Origin of the sequence: Hymenobacter cyanobacteriorum (assembly GCF_022631375.1) — a bacterium.
GTDB lineage: Bacteria > Bacteroidota > Bacteroidia > Cytophagales > Hymenobacteraceae > Hymenobacter > Hymenobacter cyanobacteriorum.
Genome location: NZ_JALBGC010000007.1, coordinates 25,599 through 38,892, shown reverse-complemented (window position 1 = coordinate 38,892; position 13,294 = coordinate 25,599). Strand labels below are relative to the sequence as shown.

General features: G+C 64.1%; 8 protein-coding genes. 6 read left to right on the top strand and 2 right to left on the bottom strand.

What is annotated here, in order from left to right:
- Positions 1–22: 22 nt before the first annotated feature.
- Positions 23–1,126 carry a molybdopterin-synthase adenylyltransferase MoeB gene (moeB, locus tag MON38_RS21215; RefSeq protein ID WP_241938164.1) on the bottom strand — a complete coding sequence of 368 codons (1,104 nt, stop codon included), beginning with the start codon at positions 1,124–1,126 and terminating at the stop codon, positions 23–25.
- 478 nt (positions 1,127–1,604) lie between these two features.
- Between moeB and MON38_RS21210 the strand changes: the two genes are divergently transcribed.
- The 6 genes from MON38_RS21210 to MON38_RS21185 all read left to right on the top strand — a co-directional run bounded on the left by MON38_RS21210 (position 1,605) and on the right by MON38_RS21185 (position 11,337).
- Entirely contained in the window at positions 1,605–2,612 is a 1,008-nt protein-coding gene (locus MON38_RS21210) for an acetamidase/formamidase family protein (RefSeq protein WP_241938163.1), read from the top strand.
- Between the two features lie 98 nt (positions 2,613–2,710).
- Positions 2,711–3,784: a tetratricopeptide repeat protein gene (locus tag MON38_RS21205; protein ID WP_241938162.1), complete on the top strand. Its 1,074-nt coding sequence runs from the start codon at positions 2,711–2,713 to the stop codon at positions 3,782–3,784.
- A 151-nt stretch (positions 3,785–3,935) separates the two neighbouring features.
- Positions 3,936–5,984: an OmpA family protein gene (locus tag MON38_RS21200; protein WP_241938161.1), complete on the top strand. Its 2,049-nt coding sequence runs from the start codon at positions 3,936–3,938 to the stop codon at positions 5,982–5,984.
- A gap of 249 nt (positions 5,985–6,233) precedes the next feature.
- Positions 6,234–9,872 (top strand): hybrid sensor histidine kinase/response regulator, encoded by a 3,639-nt coding sequence (locus MON38_RS21195; protein ID WP_241938160.1) that lies wholly within the window; start codon positions 6,234–6,236, stop codon positions 9,870–9,872.
- Positions 9,873–9,928: 56 nt separating this feature from the next.
- The gene (locus MON38_RS21190; RefSeq protein ID WP_241938159.1) at positions 9,929–10,654 is read left to right on the top strand and encodes a LytR/AlgR family response regulator transcription factor; all 726 of its coding nucleotides are present in this window, start codon (positions 9,929–9,931) and stop codon (positions 10,652–10,654) included.
- Between the two features lie 56 nt (positions 10,655–10,710).
- A complete protein-coding gene (locus tag MON38_RS21185) occupies positions 10,711–11,337 on the top strand; it encodes a PKD domain-containing protein (RefSeq protein WP_241938158.1) in 627 nt (208 codons plus the stop codon).
- A gap of 119 nt (positions 11,338–11,456) precedes the next feature.
- Here the strand turns inward: MON38_RS21185 and MON38_RS21180 are convergent, their stop codons facing one another.
- Positions 11,457–12,941, bottom strand: coding sequence for a hypothetical protein (locus MON38_RS21180; RefSeq protein ID WP_241938157.1), 1,485 nt, complete (start codon positions 12,939–12,941; stop codon positions 11,457–11,459).
- Between the last annotated feature and the right edge of the window lie 353 nt (positions 12,942–13,294).

Here is a 13,294-nt window from a genome sequence, read left to right as displayed (position 1 = left end):
CCCTGCCCGGCCGGCAGCCTACTTAGTAATCGGCCAGCCCGTTGCGCAGCGAATACACGTCGGCAAAGCCTTTTTCGCGCAGCAGCCGGGCGGCCTGCTGGCTGCGCACGCCGCTGGCGCAGTGCACCACCACCGGCACCCCGGCTTCAATTTCGGCCAGCCGCGCCGCCAGCTGCCCCAGCGGCAGCAGCTGCCCGCCAATGCTGCGCCGGGCGTGCTCGTGGGGCTCGCGCACGTCCAGCAGTACCAGCGGGCGGCCGGCGTGCTGCCATTCCTTCAGCTCGTCGGCCGTTATTTCCGGTGCCCGAACCGGCGCGGCTGCCAGCGGCGCTTCGCTGCAAAAAGCCGCGTAGTCGGTGGCCAGCTTTGTGAGCTGCTGGTTGGCGGCCACGGGCCGGAAGCGGATGGTTTGGAAACGCATGCTCAGCGCATCGACCAGCAGCAGCCGGCCACTGAGCACCTCGCCAATTTCCAAAATGATTTTCAGCGCCTCGGCGGCCTGCATGGTGCCCAGCAGGCCGGGCAGCACGCCCAGCACGCCAATCTGGGCACAGTTGGGGGCTTCGCCGGGGGCGGGCGGCACGGGGTGCAGGCAGCGGTAGGTGGGCCCGTTCTGGTAGTTGAACACCGTCACCTGCCCCTCAAACTTGAAAATGGCCCCAAATACCAGCGGCTTGCTCAGCACCACGCAGGCGTCGCTCACCAGGTAGCGGGTGGCGAAGTTGTCGGAGCAGTCCAGCACCAGGTCGTAGCCGCCGAACAGCGAGAGGGCGTTGGCGGCCGTGAGCAACTCCTGGTGCACCTGCAGCGCGATGAAGGGGTTCTGGGAGCGCAGCTTTTCGGCGGCTACCACGGCTTTGGGGCGGCCCACATCGGCCGGGCCGTAGAGCACCTGGCGCTGCAGGTTGCTTTCGTCCACGGTATCAAAATCGAGCAGGCCCAGCGTACCCACGCCGGCCGCGGCCAGGTATTGCAGCACCGGACAGCCCAGCCCGCCGCAGCCCACCACCAGCACGCGGGCGGCTTTGAGCTTGTGCTGGCCGGCCAGGCCGATTTCGGGCAGCCGCAGGTGGCGGCTGTAGCGGGTGGTTTCGGCGGCGGAGAGCGTGGGGTCGGTCGGGTTCATGAGGGAGCGGCAGGAAGAAGGGCGTGGGTTTAACAAACGGCGCGGCCCAATGGCTGGCCGGCCGCGCAATTTCGGCCGGGCCGGGCAGTGGTGCGTGAATCGGCATACTCTCGGCATTTGGCTTCTCCCCTCCTACTCTGCCTATGGCAACAAGTTAAAGCGTTTGCAACTCTGCCCTGACGCGCTACTTTTGCCCAAATGCCTTGGCCGATGCTACCAGCATTGAGCTGCTTTTAAAGTCTCCGCACTAGATTAACATAATAATAAAATGGCTTTGCAAAGCTGTTTCCAAGCTGGAAATGGCTTTTTTGTTGCGGCATTCCTCCAACTGAGCATATTGCTGCCGCCAGCGGCCAAGGCAATTGCTGCACAAAACCTAGTGGCGCCGGCTTCCAAGGCCGCCCAATGGCCCGTGCGGTGCGAACTTACCGGCATGAACTTCCCCACATCACGATTTCTGCTGGCCGTTTTGCTGCCAATGGCTCTCTCCTTGCGCGTGCAGGCCCAGAAAGCGGCCACTCACGAGCTGGCCATTACGCCTGCTACGGCCGCCTGGGGCTACTACGATGCCGCCGCGCCGCCCGTGCTGCGCATCAAATCGGGCGAAACCGTGCGGGTGCACACGCTCATCACCTCCACCCCGGCGCGGCTGGAAGGCGCAGGCCTGCCCGCCGCGCAGGTCGAGCCCAACCTGCGCGACATTGTGGAGCACGTGACCAACAAAGGACCGGGCGGCCACATCCTCACCGGTCCCATTTTCGTGGAAGGGGCCGAGCCGGGCGACGTACTCGAAGTCCGCATTCAGGCTGTCGAGCTGGCCATTCCCTACGCCTACAACGCCTTTGGGGCCAAAAGCGGCTTTATTCCGGAGGATTTCGGCTACGCCAAAATGCGCATCATTCCGCTCGATAAAAAGAAGATGGTGGCGCACTTTCTGCCGGGTGTTGAGGTTCCGCTACGGCCATTTTTCGGGAGCATGGGCGTGGCCCCGCCGGCCGCGTCGGGCCGCGTAAACAGCGCGCCGCCCGGCATCCACGGCGGCAACCTCGACAACAAGGAGCTGGTGGCCGGCAGCACGCTGTATTTGCCGGTGCACGCGGCGGGGGCGTTGTTTTTTGTGGGCGACGGCCACGCCGGCCAGGGCAACGGCGAAGTCGACATCACCGGGCTGGAAACCTCGCTCACGGGCACGCTGCAATTCATCGTGCGTAAGGACATGCACCTGACCCTGCCCCGGGCCGAAACGCCCACCGCCTACATTAGTATGGGCCTGAACGAAGACCTGACTCTAGCCGCCAAAGACGCAGTACGTGAGATGATTGCCTTTCTGGCAACCGAAAAGCACCTCAGCCGCGACGATGCCTACATGCTGTGCAGCGTGGCCGGCGACCTCGACGTGACGCAGGTAGTGGACGGTACCCGCGGGGCGCACATGATACTGGCCAAAAGCTTGTTTGGTAAAGCGAAAAAGCAGAAAGGCAACTAGATTTTTTCGGGCCGGGAGAAGTCGGGCGTAATGACGTTGGAATTAAAAAATCCAATATATTGGCAGTCAATACGCTACAGTCCAATTCCCTTCCGGCTATGATGCAAAAATGTCTGCTTTTTTTCGTGTTGCTGGGCAGTTCGTTCGCTGCTCGCGCGCAGGTCGATTCGGTGCGGGCCAGCACACTACCCGGTCCGCAGCTGGCCGAAAAGGCGTACAACAGCGGCCTGGCCAGCTTCAGCCAGCAGCGCTACCCGGCAGCGCTAGCCAGCTTCGACCAAGCCATTGCCGCCCGGCCCGACTTTGCCGCCGCCTATACCAACCGCGCCGCCACCCGCTTCGAGCTGAAGGACTACCCCGCCGCCCTCGCCGACTACGACCAGGCCCTGAAGCTGGAGCCCGGCAGCTACGCCGGCTACTTTGGCCGGGGCCGTACCCACGAAGCCCAAAAGCAGCTCGCCGAGGCCGAAACTGACTATTCCGAAGCCCTTAAAGCCAAGCCCGACTACGCGCCGGCCTGGTACAACCGCGGCGTGCTGCGTTTCGAGAAAGAGGATTTCCAGGCCGCGCTGGCCGATTTCAACGGGGCCATTCAGGCCGATGGCAAGCTGGCCTACGCCTACCACGACCGCGCCAGCACCCAGCAGAAGCTGGGCAACTACGCCGCCGCCGTGCAGGACTACACCCAGGCGCTGGCCTTGCAGCCCGACCTGCTGGCGGCCCTGCTGAACCGGGCCGCTGCCGCCCGCCGCGCCGGCCAGCTGCCCCAGGCGATTAAGGATTACGACGCTTACCTGGCCCAGAAAGCTGACAACCCGCTGGCCTGGACCAACCGGGGCAGCGCCCGCTTCGACAACAAGGACTACAAGGGTGCTATTGCGGATTTCAGCCAGGCTTTGCAGCTGAATTCTGCTTACGCTTTTGCCTGGAACAACCGGGCCGCCGCCCAGCTCAAGCTGGAGAAATACGCCGATGCCGCGTCCGATGCCAGCCAGGCCATCAAGTTGAAGCCTGACTACGCCGAGGCCTACCTCAACCGCGGCCACGCCCGCGAAATGCTGCGCCAGGCCGACGAAGCCTGCCAGGACTGGCGCAAAGCCGCCGCGCTGGGCCTGCCCGTGGGCAACAGCTACGCCGCAGCTGCTGGCTGCGCGGGCGAGGCTGATGACTAAGACCGACGCTTGATGCTCCATCACCGAACGTCATGCTGAGCGCAGTCGAAGCATCTCTACTGCGCTCAGCAATTCAATGCCAATGCCGCGAAGCGGTAGCGATGCTTCGGCTGCGCTCAGCATGACGGCCACTACTCCTAATGTCCTTCCAATGCCTTTCCTCCCACGTCTGCTCTTCCTGCTCCTCCTGGCCGGCACGGCCGCCGCGCAAAGCGTCGAGTTCAGCAAAGACAACTTTGGTGACAACAAAGACGGCCTGCGCGAAGCCCAGCGCGAGCTGAAAGCCGCCGAGCAGGAATACTTTGCCGACCCGCCGCGCTACGGGCAGGCCCTGCCGCACCTGCTGGCCGCCCAGGAATTTAACCCCAACAACGCGGTGCTGAATGTGAAAATCGGCGACTGCTTCCTGCACTCGGCCACCAAAACGGCCGCCCTGCCCTACCTGCAAAAGGCCGCCAAGCTCGATGCCACCGCCGACCCGCGCACCCATTACCTACTGGCCCGCGCCCTGCACCTAAGCGCCAAGTGGCGCGAGGCCATGACCGAATACCAGCTCGCCCCGCCCCTGCCCGCCGCCGACCGCCGCAGCGAGCCGCCCTACACAGCCGCCGAAATCCAGCGCCACCTGCAGGAGTGCCGCACCGGCCAGCAGCTGATGGCCCACCCCGTGCGCGTGTTCATCGACAACGCCGGGCCGGAGCTGAATTCGGCCGGCTCGGACTACGGCCCGGTGGTGTCGGCCGACGAGGCGACCATCCTCATCACGTCGCGCCGCACGGGCTCGACGGGCGGCAAGAAGGACCCAGCCACCGACAGCTACTTCGAAGACATTTACCAGGCCAGCTGGCGCGGCAAAGCCTGGAGCCCGGCCGAAAACCTGGGCTCGCCCGTGAACACCGACGACCATAACGCCACCGTGGGCCTCTCGCCCGACGGCCAGCGCATGCTCGTGTACGTGGGCAGCAACGGCGGCGACCTGCTCGAAACTTCCCTCGGCGGCCGCACATGGGAGAAACCGCGCCGCCTGGGCTCGCGCATCAATACCAGCGCCCACGAAAGCTCGGCCAGCTACTCGCCCGACGGCCGCACACTGTACTTCGTGAGCGACCGCCCGGGCGGCACGGGCGGCTCCGACATTTATAAGGTGAGCCTGGAGGGCAACGCGCCGCCCGAAAACCTGGGCCCGGCCATCAACACCGTGGGCGGCGAGGAAGGCGCGTTTATGGCTCCGGATGGCAAGACGCTGTATTTTTCGTCGGAAGGCCACAACACAATGGGCGGCTACGACATCTTCAAATCGGTGTGGGAAAACGGCAAGTGGAGCCCGCCCGAAAACCTGGGCTGGCCCATCAACACGCCCGACGATGACGTGTTTTTCGTGACCTCAGCTTCGGGCCGGCACGGCTACTACAGCAGCGAGCGGCCTGGGGGGTTGGGTGCGAAGGACATCTACCGCATCACCTTTCTGGGCCCCGAGAAGCCGCCCGTGCTCAGCGAGGAAGACCTGCTGCTGGCCTCGCGCCTGGCGCCCATCAAGCAAACGGTGCTGGCCCCGGCAGTGGCCGTGGCTACGGCCCAGGTAACGATTCTGAAAGGCACCGTGACCGACGACGCCACCAGGCAGCCGCTCGATGCGGCCATTGATTTGATTGACAACGCCACCGGCCAAACCATTGCTACTTTCCGCAGCAACGCCGTTTCGGGCCGCTACCTGGTGAGCTTGCCCTCGGGCACCAACTACGGCATTGTGGTGCGGCAGGACGGCTACCTCTTTCACTCCGAAAACTTCGACCTGCCCGCCGGCGCGGCCTTCGCCGAGGTCACCAAGGACATTCCGCTCAAGCGCTTGGAAGTAGGCACCGTCATCGTGCTGCGCAACATTTTCTTCGACTCGGGCAAGGCCACGCTGCGCCCCGAAAGCACCGCCGAGCTCGAGCGCCTGCAGAAGCTTCTCACCGAAACGCCCGCCCTGAAGCTGGAAATGGCCGGCCACACCGACGATGTGGGCGAAGCCGCCATGAACCAGGACCTGAGCCAGCGCCGCGCCCAGGCCGTGGTGGCGTACCTCACGCAGCACGGAATCGCCGCCGCCCGCCTCAGCGCCGCCGGCTACGGCGAAACTCAGCCCGTGGCGCCGAATACCACCAAGCTCGGCCGCCAGCTCAACCGCCGCACCGAGTTCAAGGTGACGGCGAAGTAAGGCTAGCGTCTGTCGTCCTGAGCGCAGCAAAGGACCTTCTCACCAACGAACGATTTGCAATAATTCAATCAATTCAGGCATGATAAGGTCCTTCGCTGCGCTCAGGATGACAGACGCGCCATCTATTCCCATCGAGGATTCCTCCGCTTTCAACCCGCCTTGCGCCCAGCCAATCGGAAACGAAACCAGCGCCACCTTACCCCGCTCTACCTTGCGACTCCGTTCCACCTAGCTCCGGCGTTTTCCGGTTTGAAACTCCTGCTCCGCTTTCTCTACGTGCGCCGCCTGGGCCTGCTGCTCGGGCTGCTGGCGCTGCTACTGGTGCTCGCGCGGCCGGCGCAGGCGCAGCAGGTGTTTCTGCGGCAGTTTGGGCCGACGGAGGGCTTGCGCGCGCCATTCATCTACGCGCTGGTGCAGGACCGGCAGGGCTACCTCTGGCTGGGCACCGGCGACGGGCTGGTGCGCTACGATGGCAGCCGCTTCGTAACCTTCACCCAGCAAAACGGCCTGGCTGAAGATTTCGTGGTGAGCCTGCGTGAGGACCCTGCCACCGGCGCGCTCTGGGTGGGCCATTACCAGGGCGGCATTTCGGTGAAGAAAACCGCCGTCGGCCCGTTCCAGAAAACCACCCGCGCCGCCGTGCCGCCCGGCCTGCGGCTGCCCGCCGACGGCCCGCCACCCGCCGATACCGCCGCCATTGGCCGCTACCTGCGCCGCTACCACCTGCGCCTGCCCGCCGGCACCGAAATCAGCTGCCTGCTCGAAGACCGCGAAGGCAACGCCTGGCTGGGTACCGCCGGCCAGGGCTTGCTCCGGCATTCGGATAGGCATTTGCGGCTGGAACCCAAGTTGCCTGGGCCTATTGGACAGTTACCTGCGCTGGCTACCTTTTTCATAAGGGGCCACGCTGAAGCTTGGAGCACCTTCGGCGGCAACAGCTTCTTTCTGCTGCGCTCCGAAAAGCTTGCGCCAACTGAATTGGGCAATGCCTTGGCTCCGCCGCTTCCAGGCGAACCTGTTCAAATTATGCTGGAACGGCCGGCACGGCAGGGAGGCGGCATGTGGCTGGGCACTTCTACCGGGCTTTATAGCACGTCAGGCCCCAATCAATTACCTCAGCCCGTGCAGGGCCTATCAAACAATCTCAATATTAGCATCACCGCCCTCGCCTACGCGCCCACTTCCGGCCTCTGGGTGGGCACGGAGGGCGACGGCCTCTATAATATCCCCAACGACCCGGCCCGTCCGCCGCGCCACTACACCACCGCCGAGGGCCTGCTCCACAATACCGTGACGGCTCTGCTTGCCGACCGCACCGGCCGCATCTGGGTGGGCAGCCACGATACCGGCCTGGCCGCCTTCGAGCCCGCCACCCAGAAATTCGCCGCCTACCGCCTCACCCACACCGGCCTCGACATCAGCAGCTTCGCCGAAGATGCCGACGGGCGCCTCTGGCTGGCCACCGAAGGCGACGGCGTGTTTTTCAAGGAGCCCTCCAAAACCTGGCAGCCACTGGGCGCTGCGCTAGATTCCGAATACACCTACAACCTCCTGCCGCTACCCGCTGGCCCGGCCGGCCCGCAGTTGCTGCTGGTGCACCGCCAAGGCCTGTCGCTACTCGACTGCCTCACCCGCCGCCTCACCCCGCTGGCAGCTGAGGATGACCCGCTGACGCGCGACCTGCTGGGACCCGCCGCCCGCGCCACCGGCCCGCGCGGCGCGGCCGTGGCCTGGCTCAGCACCCGCGCCGGCCTGCTGCGGCTCGATGTGGCCGCCGCCCGCCGCCACACCGCCGCACCCGCGCCCGGCCTGGCCCTTACCAGCGCCGAAGTCGACGGCGAATACCGGCCCGCCAATGCGCTGGGCTGGCTGTCGGCCACCCGCCACCGCGTGGGCTTCACCTTTCAAGGCGTGAGCTTGAACCCTGGCGAGCCGCTCAGCTACCAGCACCGCCTGCGCGGATTGTCCGACGAGTGGAGCCGCCCCAGCACTGCCGGCGAAGCCCAGTTTCCGGGCCTCGATGCGGGCCAGTACGTGTTTGAGGCCCGCGTGCGGCGCGGCGCGGCCGGCCCCTGGAGCCCGGTGGCTACCTCAGCGTTTGGCATTGCCACGCCCATATGGCGCACCTGGTGGTTCCGGCTGGCGGCCGCGCTGGCGCTGGCGGGCTTCGTGTATGGTCTGCTGCGCTACCGCGAGCGCCAACTCCGCCGTACCCAGTACGTGCTGGAGCGCACCGTGCGCGAGCGCACCGCCGAGCTGCGCCAGCAGAAGGCCCACATCGAGGACATCAACGCTGATTTGGTGGTGGCGCGCGACGCGGCCGAGGCGTCGCGCCGGGCAAAGGCGCAGTTTCTGGCCAACATGAGCCACGAAATCCGCACGCCGATGAATGCTGTGATTGGTCTCACGAATTTGCTGCAGGCCACCCGGCCCAGTACCGAGCAGGCCGAATACCTCACGGCCATCGAGTCGTCGTCGCAAAACCTGCTGGTCATTATCAATGACATTCTCGACAGCTCGAAGATGGAGGCCGGCAAGCTCACGCTGGAGCAGGTGCCCTTCCGTCTGCCCGAAGCCGTGCGCCGGCTCAGCGCCATGTTCAAATTCGCCACCGAGAGCAAGGGCCTGTTCCTGAAAGTGGATGTGGCCCCCGACGTGCCCGCCGCCGTGGTGGGCGACTCCGTGCGCCTGAACCAGATTCTGGTGAACCTGGTCGGTAATGCCATCAAGTTCACCCGCGCCGGCGGCGTCACGGTTACGGCCGAAGTGGTGAAGTCAGAAACGGGCCATTCTCTCATCCGTTTCGCCGTACGCGATACCGGCATTGGCATTCCGGCCGATAAGCTGGGGGCCATTTTCGAGGATTTCTCGCAGGCCAACACCTCCACTACGCGCGAGTTTGGCGGCACCGGCCTGGGCCTGAGCATTGCCCGCAACCTCGTGCAGCTGCACGGCGGCCAGCTCGGCGTGAGCAGCGAAGAGGGTGTGGGCTCGGTGTTTTTCTTCGAGCTGCCCTACGAGGTGGCTGATGCCCAGGCGGCCCAGCCCGAAGCCCACGCCGGCCTGCTCACGCCCTTCGAGCCGGCCCTGCGCGTGCTGGTGGCCGAAGACAACGCCCTCAACCAGCTCGTGGCCCGCAAAACCTTGGAAGCCTGGAACGTGCAGGTCGTCATCGCCGAAAACGGCCGCCTCGCCGTGGAGGCCGTGGCCAACGCCACCCAGCCCTACCACGCCGTGCTGATGGACGTGCAGATGCCCGAGCTCGACGGCTACGAAGCCTCCCGCCGCATCCGCCAGCAACATCCTGACGCGGCCCGGCTGCCCATCATCGGCCTCACCGCCTCGGTGCTGCCCGAAGACCGCGCCCTGGCCCTGGCCGCCGGCATGAACGACACGCTGGCCAAGCCCTTCGAGCCGGCCGTGCTCTACGCCCGCCTGGCCCATTTCACCGGCCGCAACACCGCTGGCACCGAAGCGACGACCGCTACCAACGAAGCATCCGTCAGCCCATCCACCAATCCACCAATCCACCAATCCACCAATTCATCAGTCCTCATCAAACCCGACTGGCACCTGCTCGAAGAGTTGGCCGGCGGCAACGAAGGATTCCTGCGCCAGATTGTCAACACCTTTCTGGCCGAAGCGCCCGCCCTTGAGGCCCTGCTGACCGCCGCCTGCCCCGACGACCCCGACGCCCTGGCCCGCACCGCCCACAAGCTGAAGGGCCAGGTCGCCTACTTTGGTGTGCCCGTGCTGCATACCCAGCTAGATGAGCTGGAGCGCGCCGCCCGCCACCCGGCCCTGCCCTACTGCGAGCCCCTGCTGGGCACCATTCGCCAACAGCTGGCCGAGCTGTACCCGCAGTTGGAGGAACGCGCCGGCACTTGAAAAGCCGCCGGTTGGCCCTACATTCGTTGGCTCAACCCTCCCCCTCCCGCGTGCTTATGGCTGCTTCTACGCTGCGTTGCCTGGTGGTCGACGACGACCCGCTCTCCGTTCAGGTCGTCCTTAACTGCATCGCCAATACCCCGTTTCTCACCGCGGCCGGCAGCTTCACCAACCCCGTCGAAGCCGCCGAGCACCTGCGCACCAACCCCGTCGACCTGCTGTTCCTCGACGTGGAAATGCCCGTGCTTTCGGGCCTCGACCTGCTGCGCACCCTGCAGCACCCGCCACTCGTCGTCCTCATCACCAGCAGCAAGGACTACGCCGTCGAAGCCTTCGAGCAGGCCGTGGTCGACTACCTGGTGAAGCCCGTGAGCTACCCGCGCTTCCTGCAGGCCTCGCAAAAAGCCCTCGAAATGGCAGAGCGCGCCGCCGCCACTGCCAGCGAAGCCATCGAAACCGTGGCCCCCGATGCCGACTATACCTTCGTGAAAGTCGATAACAAGCTGGTGCGCGTCAATTTCGACGACGTGCGCTACGTCGAAGCCCTCGGCGACTACGTGCACGTCGTCACGGGCCAGAGCAAGCTCATCGTGTACAGCACCATGAAGGCCGTGGAGGAGAAATTTCCCGCCAGCCGTTTCGTGCGCGTGCACCGCTCCTTCATCGTCAACTTCAACCGCATCCAGGCCCTCGAAGACAACGCGGTGATTGTTGAAGGCAAGCACATTCCCGTGGGCCAGACCTACCTGCGTGAAGTCATGCAGCGGCTCAACAAGTTCTAAATCCGGCCCGGCCGGCGCCGCTTCCGGCGCGTCGTCCTCTCCTCATAGCAGTACGTATGATGCGCTTTCCCCTTGCTCGTTTCGCCAAGAAATCCCTCTTTCTAACCGTTCTGCTGCTTCTCACCGGCCTGGCCGCCCGCGCCCAGCAGGCCGGCGACACCACCAGCGTGGGCTGCGGCCCGCCCCTGCCGCGCATGCTCTGCGTCGACCTCGACGGCCGCCCGTCCATCGACGAGCCCGCCGGCCCCTTCACCTACGAGTGGCACATGGGCGACGGCACCACCCTCACCGGCCCCACCATCAGCCACTGCTACAAGGAGCGCAAAAACTACGTGGTGCAGCTCGACGTCATCGTCGATAAAACCGGCGAGGTGCGCCGCGGCCAGAAGTACATTCCCATCAACCTGCTGCAGCAGGACATCGTCGACTTCACCGCCAGCACCACCCGCGTGCGCGTGGGCCAGCCCGTGTCGTTCGACTCGCCCGAGGCCCAGCTGCTGCAGTGCCGCAACATGCAGTACATCTGGGACTTCCGCGATGGCACCGTGGTGCAGGGCCGCACCGCCCAGCACACCTTCCGCCGGGCCGGCACCTATTCCGTGCGCTTCAGCATGCGCGGCTACGGCTCCGAGGCCTGCGTGGCCAGCCACTGCGTGTCGCGCCAGATTGTCGTTGAGCCATAAGCTGAAATTGCGGTCATCCTGAGCAAAGCGAAGGACCTTATCAGGCTTGAGCAGTTTGCCTCAGCTTGGTAAGGTCCTTTGCTGCATTCAGAATATTTTTTAATGGCTGCAGCGTACGCTTACTCCGCCGCTACCGGCGGGCCTTCGCGCAGCAGGCCCAGCACAATTTCCCACAGGTTTTCATAGGGAATAATTTCAACCTCGGCGAAGGCCTCGCCGGGCGGCGGGGTGTCGCGCAGGTGCTGCAGCAGTTTCTGGCCCCGCTCGGCAGCTTTTTTTGGTTCAAAGTTCTTATCTACAATAACCTGCAGCAGGCGCAGAAACAGCCGGCTGCGCAGCGTCGTGGCCTCGGTGAGGTGGCGCTGCTGGTACTTGCGCAGGCGCTCGAGGCGCAGCAGTACCAGTTCCAGGTTGCGCTCGCGCAGGTAGTGTAGCAGCTGCAACACCAGGATGGCCACGTTGTGCCCGCGCTTGTCGCGGCTGTATTCGGGCAGCAGCAGCATTTGCTGGGCCACCTGCCGCTGCCGGGCCGAAAGCACCCGCGCCGTCGGCAGCACAAAGTTCAGGTACGAGCGGTACAGGTCCCAGCGCTGCATGGCCGCCTCGCGCTGCCCCACAATGGCCGGGTTTTTGGCCACTGCGTCCAGCACCTGCTGGGCCAGTTCGTAGCGCCCGGCGTGCATGGCCAGCAGCACATGGTGCTCCTGGAAGTAAAACCAGTTGTTCGACGACGGATGAAAGTCCCGGATGTAGCGCTCGGCCAGCAGCAGTCCGCGCACCGGTTGCCGGCTGCGCAAATACGCGTAAATAGTCATGAAATGGTTGAATCGCAGGTCGAACCGGCGCGGGTTCAGCTTGCCTTCCTGCAGATGCCGTTCGGCCGCCGCCACCACCCGAATCAACTCTTTAAAATTGCCCCGCAGCTCTTCGTAGGTTATCCGGGCCCGATACAGCGCGTTGTACGTCCCAAAGCTGCGCCCCCGCTTATACAGCCCTTCCAACTGGGCGAGGTGTCCGGGCATGGCGGCCAGCAAATTGCGCCGGGCCGCTACCGTGCTCGTTACTGCCAGCTGCATATCGGCCTGCAGTTGCTCGGCTTCGTCTTCCCAAGCTAGTTGCTGCTGGGCCTTCAGCAGGGTCTTGGTCACCTTCTTGTAGGGGGCCGGCTTGCGCTGCTCACCGTAGAGGTTGCGCAGCATGCGCGCAGTCTGCACAACGTACTGCGTAAACTCGCCGGTTTCGGCCAGCCGCAGGCAGCGCAGCAGCAGCCGCTCGGCCAGCTTAAAGTCCCGCTCCGCGTACAAAATGCTCACCTTGTGCACCAAGTCGAGGCATTCGAGCTCGTAGCGCCGCGATACCAGGTGCCGCTGGTCGGAATGGTCGAGAAAATATAGCTGGTTCAACAGCTTGCCCTGCACCCGCGACTGCAGCTTTTGCAGGGCCTGCACCTTGGCGGGCGTCGCTTTGCCGTACACGGCTTTCGCCAACTGCAACTGGGTGGCTTCGGGGGCCCTGAGCAGCATTTCTACCAACACCCGCTCCTTATTGGCTTGCTTACTGCGCAAGTCCAACATCGGCACGGCCTGCACGGTGCGAGACGTCACAATTCGCACCAAATTCGCGATTTCATTGACCATAAAAGTGCGCTGTCGTTCAATTTTAGGCGTTTTTAAATTTTAGCACCCCCAAAAACCCACGTCATGAAATCGCCCATACTTTCCTTTTTTCATTGCCCGGCCCTTCTCAGCTTTGCATATTCGATACGTATGCTCTTTTCAAAGCGCCGATGTCATAAATAACGCTGTTTTTCGGTTTTTGTCCGCTCACCAATATGGGCTGGCACTATTTCCTTGTGTCTTTTAGCAAACAGAATATTGATAAAATATTTCTTTTAATTTTTAAAATCCAAGTCTGATTTAGAGTAAGAGTGTCCTTTTTATCAGGTTTCAGAGCAGTC